Genomic DNA, 20,797 nt, shown 5'->3' on the forward strand with positions numbered 1-20,797 from the left:
GGCCGTCCGGTCCTCGCGCACACGGACGGGATGAGGGGGCGGCACATGGTCGAGTTCAGGATCGACCGGCACAGCGGGATGGCCGCGTACCTGCAGATCGTCCAGCAGGTCCAGGAAGCGCTGCGGCTGGGCATCCTCGCCGAGGGCGACCAACTGCCCACCGCCGCACGCGTCGCGCGGGACACCAAGCTCAACCCCAACACGACGCTCAAGGCCTACCGCGAGCTCGAACATCTCGGTCTCGTCGAACCCCGCCCCGGCGTGGGCACCTTCGTCAGCGCCGTCCCCGCGCGGACGAGGTCCCTCGCCGACTCCCCGCTGCGCGGGGAACTGTCGGAGTGGATGCGCCGGGCGCGGTCGGCGGGGCTCGCCTGGGAGGACGTCTCCGCGCTCATCACCTCGGCCCGCGCGGAGCACTACCCCACGGCCTGATCCCCCAGCCTCCGCCGGGGGACCCCCATGGCCCGGCGACGGGGCCCCGGCCGACACCGACTGACGAAACGGCATCACCACACCATGAAACCGGTCCCGATACCCCCTTCCCGCACCACACCACCCACCGTCCGGCCCACCTCTCCCGAGCCGCCCGCCATGCCCCTGGCGGAACGTATCCTCCGGCTGGTCTGGCCGTCCCTCGCGGTCTACGCCGCCACCGCGGTGCTGCACCTCGTCCTGCTGTCCGCGATGGACGGACCCGACGGCCCCGGACTCCGCGAGCGACTGCTCTCCTGGGACGGCCTGCTGTACGCGGACATAGCCGCCAACGGCTACCCCGACGGCTACTCCCACACCCCCGACGGCAGCCTCACCGGCAACAACCTCGCCTTCTTCCCGCTCTTCCCGCTGCTGATCCGGGTCGTCCACACGGTCACCGGACTCGACCACGACCTCGCGGGCATCGCCGTCGCCCACCTCGCGCTGATCGCCGCGCTGCTCACCGTGCACACCCTGCTCACCCGGATGTACGGGTGGCGGGCCGCGACCGTCGCGATCGTCCTGCTGGCCGGGGCGCAGCCGATGGCCGTCGTCTTCTTCATGTCCTACAGCGAATCGCTGTTCCTGGCCCTGGCCGCCGGGACCCTCCTCGCCGCGCACGAGCGCGCCTGGCTCACCGCGGGCACCCTCGCGCTGCTCGCCGGTCTCACCCGGCCCGCCGCCGCGGCGGTCGTCGTGGCCCTGGCCGTGGCCGTGGGACTGGAGCTGCTGCGGGAACGCCGATGGCGCGTACGGCCCTTGGCCGCCGTCGCCCTCGCCTGTTCGGGCACCCCCCTGTACCTGTGGTGGGTGGGGGCGCGCGTCGGCGACCCGGACGCGTGGTTCACCATCCAGGAGGCGGGCTGGGGCACCCACTGGGACAACGGCGCGGCGTTCCTGGACTTCCTCGGGGACACGTTCGCCCGGGGCGACGGCTGGGTGCCGGTGAGCACCGCCGTCCTGCTGCTCGGGCTGGTCTGCGCCACGGCGCTGGGCTGGCAGAGCTACGCCTGGCCGCCGCTGCTCGTCTACGGCACCGGCATCCTGGTGCTCACGCTGTGCCAGAGCAACTACTCCCACTCCAAGCTGCGGCTGCTGGCGCCCGCGGTGCTCTTCGTCGTCCCCGCCGCCCGCGCGCTGGCGCGGGCCCGGACGGGCACGAGGGTCGTCACCCTCACGGCGGCGACGGCCTTCGGCTGCTGGTACGGGGCGTACATGCTCACGGTATGGCGTTACGCGATCTGACGATCAGGCCGTCATACGTACCGGCTGACCACCCTATGTCCCGGTTCCGTGATCGCCATTGAGTCATCGCATCGATGCGGAGAGTTAAAATTTTTGACGTGTTGCCGCACAACCGGCTCTGCTTTCCGGTTCATTGGATGCTGAACGCATCACGGCGACGCAGGCCCACACCGCGCGGCGGTACGACGGATCGAGGGATCGGTGACTGGACAGACGGAACCGCGGCTGCCCGTCCGGGCGGCCGGCCGCCGTACGGCCATCGCCTTCGCCGCCTTCCGTGAGCTGCACGCGCGCCGGTGGGGCGCGTACGCCCATGTGCACACCGGTGACCGGGCGGCCGCCGAGGGCATCACCGAAGCGGCCCTGGCCCACCTGCGGGTGCGGTGGACGCACGTGCTGCGCCAGCCCTCCGCCGACTCCTACGCCTGGGCGCTGTTCAAGGCGCACCTGGCCGACTGGCTCGCCGCCCGCGGCCGTGACTCCGCGCTGGCCGCGGCGGCGTTCGACTGTGTCACCCGCCCGCTGCCGCACGCCTGCCGGCGGCGGTTCGAGCTGCTGGAGAACAGGATGGCGCTGTACGCGGCCATCGCCCGGCTGCCGGAGCGGCAGTGCGACGCCCTGGTCCTCACCTACATGATCGGTTACAGCGCGGGGCAGGTCGCGGGCCTTCTCGGGGTCGAGGAGGCCGCGGTGCGGTCGCACATCGGTCACGCGGAGCGCAGGCTGACATCGGTCCTGGCGGCACACTCCTGACGGTCCGTCAGTCGCGGCTCGTCGTCAGCCTCCCACATCTCAATCCCCCGATAGTGGCCGGGATTTCGCCCCGCGCGGGACCGGGTGCGACGATGCGCACTTCCGATCCGACCATCAGAGGAATGGGAGCCTGCATGCAGCGAAGTGGGGGAGCACCGGTCCGCCGCTGGGGAGCGGCCACGGCGGCGTCGGCCGTGGCCGTCGTCCTCGCCGTCCCGGTGACCGCGGCGGACGCCGCGAGCGGCCCGTCCGGAATCGCCGCCAAGGGCGCGTACCTGCTCGACAGCGGCGCCAACCGGCAGCTGTGGGCCAAGGACGCCGACATCCGGCGGCAGATGGCGAGCACCACCAAGATCATGACGGCGGTCGTGGTGCTCGACACCAAGGGCATGAGCCTCGGCTGGCAGATCGAGATCAAGCAGTCCTACCGCGACTACGTCGCCCGCACCGGCGCGAGCACGGCCGACCTCCGCACCGGCGACAGGCTCACGGTCAAGGAACTGCTGTACGCGCTGATGCTCCCGTCCGGCTGCGACGCCGCCTACGCACTCGCCGACGCCTTCGGCAGCGGCAACAGCGAGGAGGAGCGCACCCGTTCCTTCATCTCCAAGATGAACCGGAAGGCGTCGGAACTCGGGCTGAACCGCACCGGCTACGACTCCTTCGACGGCATCTCGTCCCGGGGCGGCAACCTCACCACCCCCCACGACCTCGCCAAGCTCGCCCGGCACGCGCTGGGCAACCGCACCTTCCGCGAGGTCATGGGATCCCTCAGCACCGAGCAGAGGGCGACCAACGTCAACCGCCTCTACACCTGGTACAACACCAACAAGCTGCTCGGCTCCTACAAGGACGTCATCGGCATCAAGACCGGCACCACCTCCGCCGCGGGCCCCTGCCTCGTCTTCGCCGCGCAGCGCGGCGGCCGCACCGTGGTCGGCGTCCTCCTCAACGATGCCGCGAGCCGCTACCCGGACGCCGCCAAGATGCTCGACTACGCCTACGGCAAGCACACCGAGCTGAAGCTCCGCAAGCTCCCCCCGGTGGCCCACGAGGACTGACCCCGCCCGCCGCGCGCGCACGCGAGCCCGGACCCCGCACGGGGTCCGGGCTCCTTTATGTGAGCCCTCGTCAAATTCCAGGAACAAGCACTGTTTTATACCTGAATGAGTGAACTGTCGTACGAGAACTGCCAGTTCGCGAACTCCCCCGCGTTCGAAGGCGGATAGAGTCCTTCCTGTCCGGAAACGGACATCGGGCCGCCGCGTTCGCCGACGGTGTACCGGACCGCATCGCCGTCCGCCGGGGCCCGCACACCCCCGACCCCGACTCCTCGGCACGTCGCCGCCCACCCCCGCGGCCTTCGCATGCCCATGGGCCCTGCCCAAGAACGGGAGCGCCACACTTCGTCCACCGACCCCTGGAGGCGTCATGTCCGCCCGAAACGCGCTACGAGCCCACCGCGCACCGGTCACCTCACCGAAGCCACCGGCCGCCGCGGCGAGTGCCGGGCCGGAGGAACGATGACGATCCTCAGGAAGCGATCACCGCACGCCATCCCCGTCTCCGACAGCGAACTCCTCCTCTTCGGCGGGTCCCTGCGCCACGACAAGCCGTTCGTGACCCACGAACGCCCCCTGCTGCGGCTCACCTTCTGGGAGATGGCACGGCAGTTCCCCGCCATGATCGGCACCGTGGCCAGGGCCGGATGGCGCGAGGACCCCGCCGCGCTGCTCACCCTGCTGGGCGCCGAGCTGGGGCAGGGCACGGCCCGCGCCTTCGGGCTGGTGGCCACCAACCACGCGCTCGTCGCCCTCTTCGCGGCCGGGCCCACCACCGAGCGGCTCCGCCAGGCGCTGCCCGCGCTCCTGGCCGTCACCGCCGTCACCGCCGCGTCCGCGCTGCTCGCCGCGGTCTCCGTGGCCGCCGCCGGCCAACTGGAGCCCAAGGTCGAGCGGGTGTGCACCGCGCGCTTCTACCGGACCGCGGTCCGGGTCGAGCTCGCGACGCTGGAGGACAAGGACTTCCACCGGCGGCTCGACGCCGGCCGCTTCGGCACCGATTCCGTGCGGATGATGCTCGGCTCCTCGGTCCTCGTCGTCAACGCCCTCGTCGGACTGGCCTCGGCCGCCTGCGTGCTGGCGCTGCTCCACCCGTCGCTGGTGGGCATGATGCTGCTCATCGCGGCCCCCAAGGGCTGGGGCGCGGTGGTCTCCGCCCGCAGGCTGTACGCCTCCCGGCACGCCTGGATCGAGCACCGGCGCGCCATCGGCGTCATCACCTCCACCCTCACCGACCAGGCCTGCGCGGCCGAGATCCGCGTCCACGGCGCGGGCCGGATGCTGGTCGACGCCTACGACGACATGTCGGCCACCGTGGAACGGGAGCAGCAACGCCTCGCCCGCGCCCAGGCGGCCACCCAGTGCGCGTCCTCCGCGCTGTCCGGCCTGGCGGCAGTCGCCGCGTACGGGGTGCTGTGGCTGCTGCTGGCCTCGGGCGGGCTGCCGCTGGCCGTCGCCGGCACCGCCGTGATCGCCGTACGGGCCGCGGGCGCGAGCCTCACCTCCCTGGTGATGCAGATCAACCGGCTCTACGAAGAGGCCATGTACCTGAGAGACCTGGAGGACGCCTGCCGGACCGCCGAGCGGCACGCCATCCCCGCCGGGGGCACGCCCCTGCCGCCGGGGGTGCGGGAGATCCGGCTGGAGAAGGTCACGTTCGTCTACCCCGGCGCCACCGTCCCCGCGCTGTACGAGGTGAGCCTGGCCATTCCGCCCGGCAAGGTCGTCGCCCTCGTCGGCGCCAACGGATCCGGCAAGACCACCCTGTCCAAGCTGGTCGCCGGGCTCTATCTGCCTACTTCCGGACTCCTGTCCTGGAACGGCGTCGACATCCGGGAGGCCGACCGCGACCAGCTCTTCGGTCAAGTCGCCGTCCTCTCCCAGGACTTCCCCCGCTGGCCCATGACGGCCCGCGCCAATGTCCACATCGGGCGCTCGGAACAGCCGCTCGACCAGGACCGCGTCGACCGCGCGGCCGCCGAGGCCGACGCCACCGAGGTCGTCAAGTCCCTGCCGCACCAGTGGGACAGCCTGGTGATCAAGGGCTTCGAGCGCGGCACCCAGATCTCCGGCGGCCAGTGGCAGCGGCTGGGCGCCGCCCGCGCCCGCTACCGCCGCGCGCCCCTGCTCATCGTCGACGAGCCCACCTCGGCGCTGGACCCGAAGGCCGAGGTCGAGGCGTTCCAGTCGCTGCGGACCCTGACCGGCGAGGGCACGACCGTCCTGCTGATCACCCACCGGCTGGCCGCCACCGCGACCGCCGACCTCATCTACGTCCTGGACCGCGGCCATCTCGTCGGCGAGGGTACGCACGAGGAGCTGATGGCCGTCGAAGGGGGTCTGTATCGCTCGATGTACGAGCTCCAGGCCGCCCAGTACGGCATCGAGCCCACCCCGCGACCCGTCCCCGACCCCGCCCGGCACAATGGTTCCCCGCATGCACAGCACGCTCAGGCCTGACGACCGTCCCACTGCCTCCGTCCCGGCCCATCACCCCACACCGCCCCCTCCGTCCCTTCCTCCCGTCCGGCCTCCCGCACCACCACAACCCCCGCCGCCCCGCCCGCCCTTGGGGCCGCTGGCGAGCACGCTGCGTGATGTCTTCGGCTGCCTCGGTGTGATCGTCGCCGCCGTCGTCATCTCGTTCCTCTGTGTTCAACTGGGCCACGCCTTTCCTCAACTGTCGGCCAAATAAGCGGAGTCGGAGGCCCCGGTGGGGTGGCCGGATTCCGTGCGTCCGCGCCGTGGCGCGAGCGCGGTTGTCAGGGTGCTCCGAGTGCCCTGACAACTCGCTGACGCACCCTCACCACCGGTGGGGATGAGAGTCATTACCGGCCAAGAGGCGGCACGGACGACGCTATCTCTGGCGGACGGGTGTGCCGCCTCCTACCATTCGAACGCTCCCGTCCCCACGGGTCGCCGGAGGATTGGGTCTGTCATGGTCATGGCTTGAATAGTCCAATCCTCACCCACTCGGTTCCGGCCTCGTCCCCGAATTCCCGGCCGGAACGCGTCCGCTCATTCCAGGGCAATCGATTGGAGAACCATGCCCGCCGGCCTTCTCGCAGGAACCGCTATCGCGGCGCTGTTCGCCTCGCCGTTCTCCACGTACGACCACACGGTGATCGTCAACCCGCCGCCGGACAAGATCGTGATAGAGATAGCGACCGTCAACGGCTCGGGCTGTCCGCAAGGCACCGCCGCGATCGCGGTGTCCCCCGACAACACCGCCTTCACGGTCACCTACAGCGACTACCTCGCCCAGGTCGGTGTGGGCTCCAAGCCGACCGACGGCCGGAAGAACTGTCAGCTCAACCTGATCGTGCATGTGCCGCAGGGGTTCACCTACGCCATCGCCAGCGCGGACTACCGCGGCTACGCGCACCTGGAGTCCGGCGCGACCGGCCAGCAGAAGGCGTCGTACTACTTCCAGGGCCAGTCCCAGACCGTGCCCAGCGCCCATGACTTCAAGGGCGCCTACACGGACAACTGGCAGGCGACGGACAGGGTCGACGTCGCCGCGCTGGTCTGGTCGCCGTGCGGCGAGCAGCGGAACTTCAACATCAACACGGAGCTCAGGGTCAACGCGGGGAGCTCGGACCCGACGAAGACCACCAGCTATATGACCATGGACTCCACGGACGGCGACCTCAACACGATCTACCACCTGGCGTGGAAGGAGTGCCCGAAGTAGGCGCCCCTCTCCGGCGGGCCTGCCGTGCGGCGGGCCCGCCGGCCCTTTTATGGCGGCCATATGTGCCACCACCTGGGGATATCGCGCTGTGCTCATCGAGTGTCACGCAAAGGGTATAGACCTCTGGCGAAAAGCGGGCGAATGTGGGGGGAACCACAGCGCGCCCAGGCGCCACCCCGACCGCACTTGAGTCAGATGCCTCTCATCAGCCGCGACACCGTGAGTCCCGTGCACAAGGCCGACGCATGGGCAGCCACGCCTCCCCACCGCACCGCGGCGTCCTGGACCTCCGGGATTCCCCTGTGCATGCACGGCTCCGCCGCGCGTCGGCAGCCGCACCGTCCGCCGTCCCACCCCTCGCGGACGATCTCCCTCCCGGCGACCGAGCGGTCCGTGGCGGCCGCCCGCCGCTTCTCCGCGGCGCTGCTGGCCGAATGGGGCCTGGACCACCTCGCCGACGACGCCGCCCTCCTGCTCTCCGAGCTGGTCACCAACGCCGTCGTGCACGTGCCCGGTACCGCGGGCGACATCGAGCTGGTCCTCACCAGGGCCCACGGCCACCTGGTCGCCCAGGTCACCGACGCGGGCGGGTGCCTGCCGCGGTGCGGCGAGGCGGGCCCGGACAGCGAGAACGGGCGCGGGATGTGGCTCGTCGAGCAGATCGCCACGCTGTGGGGCCACCACCCCTCCGCCCGGGGCAAGACCGTCTGGTTCACGCTGGCCTGCCCGGCCGCCGCCCGCTGACGCCCTTCCCGCCCCTCCCTTCCCGCCTCCCTCCCCGGGCCCGCTCCGCTTGCGGACGAACGCGCCCTGTGCCGCGGGCTGCGCGGCGAGCGGATTCGGAGAGACCATGGAAGTCGCTGCGGCGACATGGTGGAGCTGCCGGGGGAGACCGGGGAAGAAAGGACCGCCGATCCGGCCCTGACCGACGCGAGGCCGCCGCACCACCCTGCGCGGGCGGAAGGAGGACCTCGATGGGGACGACCGACGCGCACCGGTCGGAACCCGGCCGGCTCACGGGCCCGCCGTACGAGCCGGGCGGCCTGCTCGACGTGCTGAGCGTGGCCGCCGTGGTGCTCGACCAGCGCGGCCGGATCGTCCTCTGGAGCCCGCAGGCGGAGGAGCTGTTCGGCTGGTCCGCCGCCGAGGCTCTCGGGCAGTACGCCGCCCAGCTGCTGGTCGTCGAGGACGACCTCGACTCGGTCCTGGAGCTGTTCGCCAAGGTCATGGGCGGCGGCGAGTCCTGGGCCGGAGTGTTCCCCGCCCGCCACAAGGACGGCACCGCCCGGCTGGTGGAGTTCCGCAACATGCGCCTGGAGGACCGCAGCGGCGATTTCTACGCCCTGGGGATGGCCACCGACCAGGAGATCCTCCGGCACGTCGAGCGGGACCTCGCCCTGTCGCTCCGGCTGGTGGCCCAGTCGCCGATCGGTGTCGCCGTCCTCGACACCGACCTGCGGTTCGTGATGGTCAACCCCGCGCTGGAGCGCATGCACGGACTGTCCGCCGAGGAGCACATCGGCCGCCGGGTCGGCGAGGCCCTGCCGCACGCGGACGTCGACGAGATCGAGTCGGCCATGCGCCAGGTGCTGGCCACCGGTACCCCGCTGCTGGACCGGTTCGCCGTGGGCCGCAAGGGCGGCGCCGCCGCCGAGGAACAGGCGCAGCTGGTCTCGTACTACCGGCTGGAGGACCCCGCAGGGCGCACCCTGGGGGTCGCCACGTCCGTCGTCGACGTCACCGACCGGCACCGGGCGAACAACGAGGCCCGGCGGCGCACGGCCCTGATCGCCGAGGCGTCCGTGCTGATCGGCACCACCCTCGACCTGGACCGCACCGCCCAGGAGCTCGCGCGGGTCGTGGTGCCGGGCCTGGCCGACTTCGCGGCCGTCGACGTGCTCGACACGGTGCTGGCCGGGGGCCGGGCCGTCCCGCCGGACGGGGAACCGGCCGTGTTCCGGGCGCTCGCTGTGGCCTCCACCGGTGACGCCGACGCCGTCCGTGCCGCCGATCCGCCCGGCCAGCTCGCCCAGTACGCGGCGGACCGGCTGGTCACCCGCTGCGTGGCCGCCGGGCGGCCGGTGTGCGTCGCCCGCGTGCGGGACCGGGACCTGCCGCGCATCGCCCGCGACCGGGCGTCCGCCGAGCTGCTGGCCCGCGCGGGGCTGCACTCCTATCTCGCGGTCCCCCTCATCGCCCGGGGCGAGGTGCTCGGCGCCCTGGACCTCAAGCGCATCGGCAACCCCCGGCCCTTCGGCGAGGACGACGTCGCCCTCGCCGGGGAGCTGGCCGCCAGGGCCGCCGTCTGCATCGACAACGCGCGCTGGTACCAGCGCGAGCGCGCCACCGTCCTCACCCTCCAGCGCAATCTGCTGCCGCAGCGGCCCGCGCACCTGGTGGGGCTGGAGATCGCCTACCGCTACCAGCCCGCCGGGGCCGCGAGCAAGGTCGGCGGCGACTGGTTCGACGTCATCCCGCAGGCCGACGAGAAGAGCGCCCTGGTCGTCGGGGACGTGATGGGCAGCGGCATCAACGCCGCCGCGGCCATGGGCCAGCTGCGCACCGCCGCGCGGACCCTCGCCCAGCTCGGGCTCGACCCCGCCCGGGTGCTGCATCACCTCGACCACACCGCCACCGGTCTGGACCAGATGATCGCCACCTGCGTCTACGCGGTGTACGACCCGCGCGCCGGCCGGTGCCAGGTCGCCACCGCGGGCCACCTCCCGCCCGTCCTCGTCCGCCCCGGCCGGTACCCCGAACTCCTCGACCTGCCCGCCGGGGCGCCGCTCGGCGTGGGCGGCGTCCCGTTCGAGAGCGTCGGCCTGGACCTGGCCGTCGGCGATCAACTGGTGCTGTACACCGACGGCCTGGTCGAGACCCGCGACGAGGCGATCGACACCCGCCTCGACGCCCTCCTCGCCGTCCTCGCCGAGGCACCCCACGACCTGGAGGCCACCTGCGACCTTCTGCTGAGCTCCCTGCGCGACGGCAACGACCAGGACGACGTGGCCCTGCTCATCGCCCGTGTCCACGACTGCTGACGGGCAACTCCCGGGGCGCGGACCGCCCGTCAGGGGATCGGACGGCGCCGGTACGGATGCCCGTCCGTACCGGCGCCCGGCGCGGTGGCCGGCCGTGCTCAGCGCAGTTGGATGCGGTAGGACGCCCCGCCCTCGCCGAGGGTGACGCGGGCCTCGCCCGTCGCCCCCGCGTAGCTGCCGGTGCCGCCGGTGATCGCGGCGGTCGTGGGGTAGGGGCCGCGGCCGAAGCGGTCGGTGAGGGAGGTCAGCACCAGCGTGCCCCGGTCCGTGCGCAGCACGCGCTCGCACTGGGTGACCACGCCCTCGTAGCGGGCGAGGACCACGTCGCAGCGGTCGCTCGCGTCGCCGACGCGCTTGCCCGCGGTCTCCTTGCCGCTCTTGTCGGTGGCCGTGGAGTGCAGGTCGTAGTAGGCCACCCAGTGGTCGCCGGTGCGGGGGTTCTCCGGCGTGGTGGCGACCTTCTGCACCGTGGTCAGGCGGAGCTCCTTCTCCCCGCTCGCCGCGGCGGGTTGCAGGGACAGCACGCTGATCGTCACGGCGCCGGCGGCGGCCACCGCGGCGGCGGCCAGGCCCATCGTGCGGCGGGGACGGTCACGGAACATGTCGGGCCTCCAGATCGAGTCGGGGCAGCCCGCCGGGCCCGGGTTCTTCACCCCTGTACCGCCCGGCGCTGCGTTCACCTCGCCGCCGACGCTATCGCGGAGCGACCGTCCGTCGACACTGAGTGACCCACCAGAAGCAGCCAAATGTTCGATAGTTGAAAGGGGGTCACGATAATCGGACGCCCTACGCCAAAGCGCCCTCCTCGGGCGGGAGTTCCGCCCTCGTCGGGTACGAGGGCTGTGCGCCCGCGCGGGTCACCGCCGCCGCGCCCACGCGCACCGCGAACCGCGCCGCGTCCAACAGCGAGGCCCCGGTGGCGAGCCGGCCCGCCAGCGCGCCCGTGAAGGCGTCCCCGGCCCCCGTGGTGTCCACCACCTCGGCGGGCGGCCCCGGCACCCGCACCGGCTCCCCGTCCGTGGCGTCCAGGACCAGCGCCCCCCGCGCGCCGAGGGTGACCACGACCGAGCGGGCGCCCCTGCCCCGCAGGCCGCGGATCCACTCGTGGGGTCCCGCGCAGTGGTACTCGGACAGCCGCCGGGCCTCGTGCTCGTTGACGACCAACGGGTCGGCGGCCTCGTAGAACTCGGTGTCCAGCTCGCCCGGCGGCGGGGGCGAGGGGTTGAGGACGACGCGGGTCCCGGTCTCCCGGGCGACGCGGACCGCGGCCCGCACGGACTCCTCGGGGATCTCCAGTTGCAGCGAGACCACCGCGGCCGCCGCGATCGCCTCCCGGGACGCCCGCACGTCCTCCGGGGAGAAACGGGAGTTGGCGCCGGGGGAGACCACGATGCTGTTGTCGCCGTCCGGGCCGACGACGATCATCGCCGTGCCGGTCCGGGCGCCCTTCTCGACCAGGATGTGCCGCACCTCCGCGCCCGCGGCGCGCTGACCGGCCAGCAGCAGCTCGCCGAACGCGTCGTCACCGACCTTCGCCAGCAGGCCCGTACGGAAGCCCAGCCGGGCCGCGGCGACGGCCTGATTGGCCCCCTTGCCACCGGCCGACTCCACCAGGTCGGAGCCGAACACCGTCTCGCCCGCGCCCGGCCGCCGGTCCACCCGCACGGTCAGGTCCGCGTTCGCGGAACCCACGACCAGTACGTCGTACGTCGTCTTCTTCTCGTTCACGCCGCCCACTCTCCCAGCTCCCTCAGCCACCGAACCCCGCGGCGTTCTCCCGGGTCACCAGGACCACGGGAACCTTCACCTCGCGCGGCAGCGGCTTGCCCGCCGCGGCCCGCATCGCCCAGTCCACGGCCTGCCTGCCGAGCAGCTCGGGCTGCTGGGCGACGGTCGCGGTGAGGGCGCCGTCCTGCACGGCCGCGATGCCGTCCGGCGTGCCGTCGAAGGCCACGACCTTGACGCCTTTGCCGGACGTGGAGCCCAGCGCCTTGGCCGCGCCCAGCGCCATCTCGTCGTTGGCGGCGAAGACCCCGGCGATGTCGCGGTGCGCCTGGAGCATGTTCGCCATCACGTCCATGCCCTTGGTGCGGTCGAAGTCGGCGGGCTGCCGGGCGACGACCTCGACGCCCGGCCAGTCCCGGATGCCCTCGTCGAAGCCCTTGCCGCGCTCACGGGCGGCCGACGTGCCCGGCTGCCCCTCCAGGAAGACGACCTTCCCTTTCCCGCCGACCGCCTCGGCGAGGGTCTTCGCCGCGAGCCGTCCGCCCGCGACGTTGTCCGACGCGATCGTGGACCCGACCCGGCCGCCGTTGACACCGCGGTCGATGGAGATCACCGGGACGTCCGCGCGGTTGGCGACGCCCACCGCGGGCACCGCGGCATCGGAGTCGACCGGGTTGATGACCGCCGCCTTGACGTTCTGACTGGTGAACGTCTCCATCTGGTTGATCTGCTGCGTCGGGTCGTTCTGCGCGTCCGTGATGTTGATCTTCAGGCCGCGGGCCTTCGCCTCCGCCTGCGCGCCCTTCTTGATGCCGACGAAGAACGGGTTGTTCATCGTGGACAGGGCGAGCCCCAGATCCGTGTGACCGCCCCGGTCGCAGCCGGTCAGCGCGAGGGCGCCGGCCAGCACCGCCGCCGCGGCCGCCGCGCGCGCCCTCATCGCGCGCTCCGGCGGCGCAGCGTGTCCAGCAGCACGGCCAGCGCGATGACCAGGCCCGTCGCCACCTGCTGCCAGAAGGCGGACACGGACAGCAGGTTGAGGCCGTTGCGGAGCACCGCCAGGATCAGCGCGCCGATGAGCGTGCCGGACGCCTTGCCCGAGCCGCCGGACAGGCTCGCCCCGCCGATGACGACCGCCGCGATCGCGTCCAGCTCGTAGCCCACGGCGGCCTGTGGCTGCGCCGAGGTCAGCCGGGAGGCCAGCACGATGCCCGCCACCGCGGCGAACAGCCCGGAGAGCGCGTAGATCACCAGCTTGCGGCGCCTGACGTCGATGCCCGACAGCCGGGCCGCCTCCTCGTTCCCGCCGATCGCGAACATCGCCCGGCCCGTGTACGTACGCGCCAGGACCAGCGCCGCCACCGCGCCCATGGCGATCATCACGAGCACCGGCACCGGCAGCCAGCCGCCGAGCGTGTCACCGAGCCGGGCCACCGACGAGGGGAAGGCGATCGGCGAACCGCCCGAGATCACCAGGGCGAGCCCCCGGCCGACGGACAGCATCGCCAGCGTGGCGATGAACGCCGGGAGCCTGCCGTACGCCACGAGGGCACCGGAGACCAGCCCGGCCACCACGCCCACCGCGAGTCCCAGCGGGACCGCCACCCACACGGGCAGCCCCTCGGAGGTCGCCGCCCACGCGACGACGGTCGCCGACAGGGCGGCCACCGAGCCGACGGACAGATCGATGCCCGCCGACACGATCACGAACGTCACGCCGAACGCGAGGATCGCCGTCACCGACGCCTGGACGCCGACGTTGAGGAGGTTCTGCCCGTTGAGGAAGTCCCGCGACAGCACCGCCATCACCACGGTCAGGGCGACGAGACCGCCCAGCGGACCGTTGCGGAGCACCGCCCGCGCGAACCACTGCCCGGGAGTGCTCCCGGGCGCCGCAAGCACCTCAGCCGACATCGGAGCCCTCCATCGCGCTCTCGTTCCTGTCCATGTGCGGCGGCCGGACCGCCAGTTCCATCACCGCGTCCTGCGTGGCCCCGTCGCCCGACAGCTCGCCGGCGATCCGGCCCTGCGCCATCACCAGCACCCGGTCGCTCATCCCGAGCACCTCCGGCAGGTCGCTGGAGATCATCAGGACCGCGCAGCCCGCCGCCGTCAGCTCGTTGACGAGCCGGTAGATCTCGACCTTCGCGCCGACGTCGACCCCGCGCGTCGGCTCGTCGAGGATCAGCAGCCGGGCGCCTGCCAGCAGCCACTTGCCGATGACGACCTTCTGCTGGTTGCCGCCGGACAGGGTGCGCGCCGACTGGTCGAGGCCGCTCATCCGCACCTTCAGCCGCTCCGCCACCGCCGCCGCGTCCCGGTGCTGCGCGCCCCGGTCCACGAACCCGGCCCGGGTGTCCCGGTCGAGCCGGGCCAGGGTGAGGTTGTCGCGCAGCGAGGCGTCCAGGAGCAGCCCCTGACCCTTGCGGTCCTCCGGCACGAGCCCGAGCCCGGCCCGCATCGCGGCCCGTACGTCACCGCCGGCCAGCACCTCGCCGGCCACCTCGACCGTCCCGGCGTCGTACCGGTCCACGCCGAACAGCGCCCGCGCCACCTCGGTGCGGCCCGCGCCCACCAGCCCGGCCAGGCCCACGACCTCCCCGCCGCGCACCTCGAAGCCGACGTCGGCGAACGCCCCCGCGCGGGTCAGCCCGCGCACCCGCAGCAGGGGCGCGCCCGGCTCCTCGGGGCGCTGCCGCGGATACTGCTCGGCGATGTCGCGGCCGACCATCAGCCGGATCAGCTCGTCCTCGCCCGCCGAGGCGGGCACCTCCGCCACCGAGCGGCCGTCGCGCAGGACCGTCACCCGGTCCCCGAGCGCGGCGATCTCGTCCAGGTGGTGGGTGATGAAGATGACGCCGACGCCGCTCTCCCGCAGCTCGCGGACGATGCCGAAAAGGGTGGCCACCTCCTCGGAGGTGAGGACGGCGGTCGGCTCGTCCATGATCAGGACCCGGGCGTCCAGGCTGAGCGCCTTGGCTATCTCCACCATCTGGAGCCGGGCGATGCCCAGTTCGGCCACGGGCGTGGCGGGGGAGACGTCGAGGCGCACCCGGCGCAGCAGCTCCGCGGCCCGTTCCCGCATGGCGCGCCGGTCGACGAGGCCGAACCGGGTGCGCGGCTGCCGTCCCAGGAAGACGTTCTCCGCGACAGTGAGGCCCGGGACGAGGTTGAACTCCTGGTGGATGGTGGCGATGCCGAGCCGCTCCGCGTCCTGCGCGGAGCGGATGACGACCTCACGGCCGTCGGCCAGGATGCGGCCCGTGTCGGGGCGGTGGGCGCCGGAGAGCATCTTGATCAGCGTGCTCTTGCCCGCCCCGTTCTCCCCGAGCAGCACGTGCACCTCACCGGCGCGCAGGCTCAGGTCCACGCCGTCCAGGGCCCTGACGCCCGGGAAGGACTTCGTGACCCCTTCCACACGCAGCAGTTCGCGGCCGCCGGCCGGTACGCCGTCGTCGACGCCGGTCATGCGCTGCCCCTCTCTCAGTGGTCTTGTCGAAGTCCGGTGCGGCACGGGGAACCGCGCGACCAGCCCTCACCGGCCCGCGGACTCCGGCTGTTCACCGTGGTCGGCCCTTTCGCCGCAGGAGCGGCGCCGCACGAGCCGCGCCGGCAGCAGTACGGACGGCGTCTCGCGCCCCTCGATCCGTTCCAGCAGCGCGTGCACGGCGGCCCTGCCCAGCTCGCGCGTCGGCTGGGCGACGGCGGTGAGCGGCGGATCGGTGTGCGCGAACCACGGCACGTCGTCGAAGGCCACGAGCGCCACGTCGGCGGGGATGCGCAGACCGCGTGCCCGTACCTCGTCCAGGGCGCCCAGCGCCATCAGGTTGTCCGTGGCCAGCACCGCGTCGGGCGGTTCCGGGAGGTCCAGCAGGGCCCGCATCATCCGCCGCCCGCCGGTGGGGGAGAGGTCGGGCGAGGACGCGACGCGCTCCGCGGGCACGGTGATGCCGTGCCCGGCGAGGGCCGTGCGGAACAGCTCCAGCCGCTCCTCGCCGATGGGCGTGCCCGCGGGGGCGACGATGACCGCGGGCCTGCGCCGCCCCAACGCCGCCAGGTGCGCGGCCAGTTCGGTCAGGGCCTGCCGCCCCTCCGCCCGTACGCAGGGCGCGGCGACACCCGGGACCGTGCGGTCGACGAGGACCAGCGGGGTGCCCGCGGCCACGGTCTCGCGGAGCACGGCGGACCCGGTGCCCGCGGAGCTGACCATCAGGCCGTCGATACGCCGGTCCAGGAGCGTACGGATGTGGTCGTCCTGCTGCCGCGGGCTCTCCCCGGCGTTGCCGAGGATCAGGCTGTACCCCAGCCGCCGGGCCTCCTGCTCGACGGCGTCGGCGAGTTCGGTGAAGAAGGGGTTGCGGAGGTCGCTGATGACCAGCCCCAGCGTGCGGGTGCGGGCGGTGCGCAGCGCGCGGGCGACCACGTTCGGCCGGTAGCCGAGCTCCGCCACGGCCGCGAGGACCCGGTCGCGGGTCCCGGCCACGGGGGAGCGGCCGTTGAGGACCCGGGAGACGGTGGCGACGGACACCCCGGCCCGCTCGGCCACGTCCTTGATGTTCGCCATGCGCTCCGCCCCGGGCTGTGTAATCGATTTCGCGTGGGCACAGGTAATCGATTACACACACGTGCCGTCAAGGCGTCGCACATGTGACGAGGGTCATGCCGGGAGGAGGAGGGGCCGCCGCCGTGGCCACCCCGGGGGTCACCGGCCGGGTCGCACCGCGCCCAACTGCCGTGCCAGCCGCAGCAGGTCGTACGTCCACCAGCCCTCGGTGATCCGCCCGTCGTCGAAGCGGAAGATCGTGACGCCTGTCATCTCCACGTCGCGTCCCGTCGGTGCGAGGCCCATGAACTCGCCGGTGTGCGTACCCCGCCACGTCCACCGCGTGACGACCTGGTCGCCCTCCGCCAGCTGGTCCTGCCGGGTGAAGTGGAAGTCGAACGCCTTGCGCCAGCGGGTGACGTCCTCCTTGAAGGCGCGGGACCCGACGGTGGTGTCCGTCTCCTTGCCGATGTCGTGGTCGTGGTAGTCGGCGGTGAACAACGTGTCGATCAGGTCGAGGTTCCCGCCGACGGCGATGTCCTCGAAGAAGCGGCGGGCGGTGGCCTTCTCGAGCTGGTCGTCGCGGACCTCGTCGAGGTCGGTGAAGGTCGGCATCCCGTCGCAGAGCGCCACCATCTCCTCGAAGATGCGATTGGTCTCCGGAAGGCCGGAGTTCCGCATCGCGTCCTCGTACGACGGGAATTCGATGATCTCCACGTAATGGTCGCGGTCGGCGCGGTCGCGGCCGACGACCGCGTGGGTGGCGGTGCGCTTGCCCTCGGTCGCGTCGATCCAGTCGTCGAGGAGCCGGTCCATGTCGTCATATCTGCGGGTCTTGCAGTCGACTATCTGCCTGAATGCCATGACGACCTCACCTCCCGGGTGATATGTCCAGGTTAGCCCCGGTCACGCGCCGTGGAGTAGAGGTGGCTGTCCGGGAACTGCTCCGCCGCCAGGGCGCGGCCGACGATGATGACCGCCGTGCGGACCACGCCCGCCTCCTTCACCTGCCCGGCGATGTCGGCGAGCGTGCCGCGCAGCACGAGTTCGTCGGGGCGGCTGGCCATCGCGACGACGGCGGCGGGGCAGTCGGGGCCGTAGTGCGGCAGGAGTTCGGCCACGACGCGGTCGGCGTAGCGGGCCACGAGGTGCAGCACGATCAGGGCGCCGCCGCGGCCGAGGGTGGCCAGGTCCTCACCGGGCGGCATGGGGGTGGCCTGCTGGGCGACGCGGGTGAGGATCACGGTCTGGCCGACGGTGGGCACGGTCAGTTCGCGCCCGAGCGCCGCGGCGGCCGCGGCGAAGGAGGGCACGCCGGGGACGATCTCGTAGGGGATGCCCTCCGCGTCGAGGCGGCGCATCTGCTCGGCGACGGCGCTGAAGACGGCCGGGTCGCCGGAGTGCAGCCGGGCCACGTCGTGACCGGCCTCGTGGGCGCGGACGAACTCGTCCGTGATCCGGTCCAGGTCCAGCCGCGCGGTGTCGACGAGGCGCGCGTCCGGCGGGCACTCGGCGAGGAGTTCGCGCGGCACGAGGCTGCCCGCGTAGAGGCAGACGCCGCAGCGGGCGAGGGTCCGCGCGCCGCGCACCGTGATCAGGTCGGCGGCACCGGGCCCGGCGCCGATGAAGTACACGGTCATGACTGGCTCTCCTCGGAGGGGTTCGGACGCTGTGGTGCGGCGTTGTCCGGCGGGACGCTCCTGACCACGGACCACTGGGTGACCGGCATCGCCTGCCGCCAGCCCGTGAAGCCGCCGACGGGCACGGCGCGGGCGACGGCGAGGCGGGTCAGCTCACCGCCGTGGCGCCGGTACCACTCGGTGAGCAGCGCCTCGGACTCCAGGGTGACCGTGTTGGCGACGAGCCGCCCGCCCTCGGGCAGCGCCTCCCAGCAGGCGGTGAGCAGACCGGGCGCGGTGAGCCCGCCGCCGATGAACACGGCGTCGGGCACGGGCAGTCCGGCGAGCGCGGCCGGCGCCGCGCCGGTGACGACGCGCAGCGCGGGCACGCCGAGCGCCTCCGCGTTGCGGGCGACGCGCGCGGCCCGTACGGGATCGCGCTCGACGCTGACGGCCCGGCAGGAGCGGTGGGCGCGCATCCACTCGATGCCGATGGAACCGGAGCCGCCGCCCACGTCCCACAACAGCTCGCCGGGGGCGGGCGCGAGCGCGGCCAGCGTCACGGCCCGTACGTGGCGCTTCGTCAACTGGCCGTCGTGCTCGAAGACTTCATCCGGAAGCCCCGGGGTGAGCGGCAGCCGAGGCGCGCCGGGGGCGCGGCGGCAGTCCACGGCGATCACGTTGAGCGCGTCGCCGGGCGGCCGGGACCAGCTGTCGGCCGTCCCCTCGGCACGGTGCTCCCGCTCGCCGCCGAGCTGTTCGAGCACGGTCATCCGGCTCGGCCCGAAGCCCCGGGCGGCCAGGAACGCGGCCACCTCCGCGGGCGTACCGGCGCCCGCGCCCAGGAGCAGCAGCCGACGGCCGTGGTGCAGGGCGGCGGCGAGCGCGGCGAGCGGCCTGCCGACCAGGCTGAGCACCTCGGTGCCGTCCAGCGGCCAGCCGAGCCGGGCGCAGGCGTACGACACGGAGGAGGGGTGGGGGAGCACCCGCAGTCGGCCGGGGTCGCCGAGGACGTCCGCGAGCGTGGTGCCGATGCCGAAGAACATGGGGTCGCCGCTGGCGAGGACGCACACGCGCCGCCCGGCGTGCTCCGCCAGCAGCCCCGGAACGGCGGGGCGCAGCGGCGAGGGCCAGCGGACGCGTTCCCCCGCGCACTCCGGGGGCAGCAGGCCGAGCTGGCGGGGGCCGCCGATCAGGACCTCGGCCCGGCGCAGCTCCTCCCGCGCGGTCGGGGCGAGGCCGGGCCAGCCGTCGGCACCGATGCCGACGACGGTCACGGGGGTGTGGCTCACGGGGGCGTACCTCGGGATCTGCGGCGGTCGGGGGCATCGGAACTCTACTGACCTGGGGTGACGGCGGAACAGCCGGGATCCGCACCTCACCTTGTTGCATAAGATGTGCATTTACTTATCGAGGGCAGGAGGCGCGACGTGGTGCGTTCACCGGTGGTGCTGGGGATCGAGTCGTCCTGCGACGAGACCGGCGCCGGTCTCGTCCGGGACGGCAGGCTGCTGGGTCACGCGGTGGCCTCCAGCATGGACGAGCACGCGCGCTTCGGCGGCGTCGTGCCGGAGATCGCGGCCCGCGCGCACGTGCACGCGGCGGCGCCCGTGGTGCACGCCGCGCTCGCCGACGCGGGGCTGTCGATGCGCGACATCGATGCGGTCGCCGTGACCACGGGCCCGGGGCTGTCCGGCGCCCTCCAGGTGGGTGTCGCGGCCGCGAAGGGCTTCGCGTACTCGCTGGGCGTCCCGCTCTACGGAGTGCACCACCTCGCCGGGCACGTCGCGGCCGACACCCTGGAGCACGGGCCGCTGCCGAACCCCTGCATGGTGCTGATCGTCTCCGGCGGCCATACGTCGCTGCTGCTCGTACGGGACCTGGCGCGGGACCCGATCACGCACCTCGGCGACACGCTCGACGACGCCGCGGGCGAGTGCTTCGACAAGGTGGCCCGGGTCTTCGGCTTGCCGTATCCCGGCGGGCCCGCCGTGGACCGGGCGGCGCGCGAGGGCGACCCGCGCGCGGTGGCGTTCCCCCGCCCGCTCACCGGGCCCCGGGACGACCGCTACGCCTTCTCGTTCTCCGGCCTGAAGACGGCCGCCGCCCGCTGGGCGGAACAGCACCGGCAGGCGGGCCTGCCGCTGCCCGTCGCGGACGGCGCGGCCTCCCTCCAGGAGGCGGTGGCCGACGTGCTGACCCGCAAGGCCGTCGCCGCCTGCCGGGAACACGGCGTGGGCACGCTCGTGGTGGTCGGCGGGGTTGCCGCGAACTCGCGCGTGCGCTCCCTGGCGGAGCAGCGGTGCGCCGCCGAGGGCATCGAGCTGCGGGTGCCGCCGCTGCGGCTGTGCACGGACAACGGCGCGATGATCGCGGCGGTGGGCGATCTGCTGGTACGGGCCGGGGCCGAGCCCGCGCCGCTGGACGTGTCGATCGACCCGTCCGCGCCGCTGGAGTACGCGGCGCTGCACCCCCGCGCGGCGGCGCGGGCCGCGTAGCCGCGGCGGGTGCGAAGAACGCCGGGGGGGGCGGAAGAAACGGCCCCCCCCGCCGTGGACGTGTTGCTGCTAAACACTTCGACTAGCCGGTGTCCGTCAAGAATCAGCCGCAGACGTGCTCGCCCGCCACGCCGCCGTCGATAC

Annotated in this window: 16 protein-coding genes and 1 pseudogene; 9 read left to right on the forward strand and 8 right to left on the reverse strand. The window is 73.1% G+C overall.

The features are described from left to right. The first annotated feature begins 45 nt into the window (after window positions 1-45). From ACWD4A_RS13300 to ACWD4A_RS13335, 8 genes are all read left to right on the forward strand, one after another. On the forward strand, window positions 46-432 hold the full coding sequence (locus ACWD4A_RS13300; RefSeq protein ID WP_451193177.1) for a GntR family transcriptional regulator: 387 nt from the start codon (window positions 46-48) through the stop codon (window positions 430-432). Between the two features lie 84 nt (window positions 433-516). Next, window positions 517-1,719 carry a hypothetical protein gene (locus tag ACWD4A_RS13305; RefSeq protein WP_451193180.1) on the forward strand — a complete coding sequence of 401 codons (1,203 nt, stop codon included), beginning with the start codon at window positions 517-519 and terminating at the stop codon, window positions 1,717-1,719. A 201-nt stretch (window positions 1,720-1,920) separates the two neighbouring features. Next, a complete protein-coding gene (locus ACWD4A_RS13310; RefSeq protein WP_451193182.1) occupies window positions 1,921-2,472 on the forward strand; it encodes an RNA polymerase sigma factor in 552 nt (183 codons plus the stop codon). 134 nt (window positions 2,473-2,606) lie between these two features. Continuing rightward, window positions 2,607-3,533 carry a D-alanyl-D-alanine carboxypeptidase family protein gene (locus ACWD4A_RS13315; RefSeq protein ID WP_451193184.1) on the forward strand — a complete coding sequence of 309 codons (927 nt, stop codon included), beginning with the start codon at window positions 2,607-2,609 and terminating at the stop codon, window positions 3,531-3,533. A gap of 462 nt (window positions 3,534-3,995) precedes the next feature. Further along, window positions 3,996-5,993, forward strand: coding sequence for an ABC transporter ATP-binding protein (locus ACWD4A_RS13320; RefSeq protein ID WP_451193187.1), 1,998 nt, complete (start codon window positions 3,996-3,998; stop codon window positions 5,991-5,993). Window positions 5,994-6,579: 586 nt separating this feature from the next. Further along, window positions 6,580-7,227, forward strand: a complete 648-nt coding sequence (locus tag ACWD4A_RS13325) for a DUF4360 domain-containing protein (protein WP_451193190.1) — start codon at window positions 6,580-6,582, stop codon at window positions 7,225-7,227. Window positions 7,228-7,455: 228 nt separating this feature from the next. Beyond that, window positions 7,456-7,971: an ATP-binding protein gene (locus ACWD4A_RS13330; protein ID WP_451193192.1), complete on the forward strand. Its 516-nt coding sequence runs from the start codon at window positions 7,456-7,458 to the stop codon at window positions 7,969-7,971. Between the two features lie 230 nt (window positions 7,972-8,201). Then, on the forward strand, window positions 8,202-10,268 hold the full coding sequence (locus ACWD4A_RS13335) for a SpoIIE family protein phosphatase (RefSeq protein WP_451193194.1): 2,067 nt from the start codon (window positions 8,202-8,204) through the stop codon (window positions 10,266-10,268). Between the two features lie 98 nt (window positions 10,269-10,366). On the opposite strand, the gene ACWD4A_RS13340 is transcribed toward ACWD4A_RS13335, so the two are convergent. From ACWD4A_RS13340 to cbiE, 8 genes and pseudogenes are all read right to left on the reverse strand, one after another. Next, a complete protein-coding gene (locus ACWD4A_RS13340) occupies window positions 10,367-10,870 on the reverse strand; it encodes a hypothetical protein (protein WP_451193196.1) in 504 nt (167 codons plus the stop codon). A 184-nt stretch (window positions 10,871-11,054) separates the two neighbouring features. Next, window positions 11,055-11,996: a ribokinase gene (locus tag ACWD4A_RS13345; protein WP_451193198.1), complete on the reverse strand. Its 942-nt coding sequence runs from the start codon at window positions 11,994-11,996 to the stop codon at window positions 11,055-11,057. Between the two features lie 22 nt (window positions 11,997-12,018). Further along, a pseudogene (locus tag ACWD4A_RS13350) lies at window positions 12,019-13,907 on the reverse strand (ABC transporter permease/substrate-binding protein). After that, entirely contained in the window at window positions 13,897-15,462 is a 1,566-nt protein-coding gene (locus tag ACWD4A_RS13355) for a sugar ABC transporter ATP-binding protein (protein WP_451193201.1), read from the reverse strand. The pseudogene ACWD4A_RS13350 and the gene ACWD4A_RS13355 overlap by 11 nt, the downstream one beginning before the upstream one ends. Before the next feature lie 66 nt (window positions 15,463-15,528). Beyond that, window positions 15,529-16,557, reverse strand: coding sequence for a LacI family DNA-binding transcriptional regulator (locus ACWD4A_RS13360; RefSeq protein WP_451193204.1), 1,029 nt, complete (start codon window positions 16,555-16,557; stop codon window positions 15,529-15,531). A 138-nt stretch (window positions 16,558-16,695) separates the two neighbouring features. Beyond that, window positions 16,696-17,400, reverse strand: coding sequence for an ester cyclase (locus ACWD4A_RS13365; protein ID WP_451193206.1), 705 nt, complete (start codon window positions 17,398-17,400; stop codon window positions 16,696-16,698). A gap of 32 nt (window positions 17,401-17,432) precedes the next feature. Continuing rightward, on the reverse strand, window positions 17,433-18,176 hold the full coding sequence (gene cobM, locus ACWD4A_RS13370) for a precorrin-4 C(11)-methyltransferase (RefSeq protein WP_451193207.1): 744 nt from the start codon (window positions 18,174-18,176) through the stop codon (window positions 17,433-17,435). Then, window positions 18,173-19,447: a precorrin-6y C5,15-methyltransferase (decarboxylating) subunit CbiE gene (cbiE, locus tag ACWD4A_RS13375; RefSeq protein WP_451193209.1), complete on the reverse strand. Its 1,275-nt coding sequence runs from the start codon at window positions 19,445-19,447 to the stop codon at window positions 18,173-18,175. The genes cobM and cbiE overlap by 4 nt, the downstream gene beginning before the upstream one ends. 141 nt (window positions 19,448-19,588) lie before the next feature. Between cbiE and tsaD the strand changes: the two genes are divergently transcribed. Continuing rightward, entirely contained in the window at window positions 19,589-20,653 is a 1,065-nt protein-coding gene (gene tsaD, locus ACWD4A_RS13380) for a tRNA (adenosine(37)-N6)-threonylcarbamoyltransferase complex transferase subunit TsaD (RefSeq protein ID WP_451193212.1), read from the forward strand. Window positions 20,654-20,797: the final 144 nt, after the last annotated feature.

It is taken from the genome of Streptomyces sp. NPDC002537, from assembly GCF_053594975.1.

What these genes read in the sequence shown, in the direction of transcription:
- ACWD4A_RS13325 (WP_451193190.1), top strand. Translation starts at nt 6,580, where the DNA reads ATGCCCGCCGGCCTTCTCGCAGGAACCGCTATCGCGGCGCTGTTCGCC.
- ACWD4A_RS13300 (WP_451193177.1), top strand. Translation starts at nt 46, where the DNA reads ATGGTCGAGTTCAGGATCGACCGGCACAGCGGGATGGCCGCGTACCTG.
- ACWD4A_RS13320 (WP_451193187.1), top strand. Translation starts at nt 3,996, where the DNA reads ATGACGATCCTCAGGAAGCGATCACCGCACGCCATCCCCGTCTCCGAC.
- ACWD4A_RS13335 (WP_451193194.1), top strand. Translation starts at nt 8,202, where the DNA reads ATGGGGACGACCGACGCGCACCGGTCGGAACCCGGCCGGCTCACGGGC.
- ACWD4A_RS13360 (WP_451193204.1), bottom strand. Translation starts at nt 16,557, where the DNA reads ATGGCGAACATCAAGGACGTGGCCGAGCGGGCCGGGGTGTCCGTCGCC.
- ACWD4A_RS13305 (WP_451193180.1), top strand. Translation starts at nt 517, where the DNA reads ATGAAACCGGTCCCGATACCCCCTTCCCGCACCACACCACCCACCGTC.
- ACWD4A_RS13355 (WP_451193201.1), bottom strand. Translation starts at nt 15,462, where the DNA reads ATGACCGGCGTCGACGACGGCGTACCGGCCGGCGGCCGCGAACTGCTG.
- ACWD4A_RS13365 (WP_451193206.1), bottom strand. Translation starts at nt 17,400, where the DNA reads ATGGCATTCAGGCAGATAGTCGACTGCAAGACCCGCAGATATGACGAC.
- ACWD4A_RS13340 (WP_451193196.1), bottom strand. Translation starts at nt 10,870, where the DNA reads ATGTTCCGTGACCGTCCCCGCCGCACGATGGGCCTGGCCGCCGCCGCG.
- ACWD4A_RS13315 (WP_451193184.1), top strand. Translation starts at nt 2,607, where the DNA reads ATGCAGCGAAGTGGGGGAGCACCGGTCCGCCGCTGGGGAGCGGCCACG.
- cobM (WP_451193207.1), bottom strand. Translation starts at nt 18,176, where the DNA reads ATGACCGTGTACTTCATCGGCGCCGGGCCCGGTGCCGCCGACCTGATC.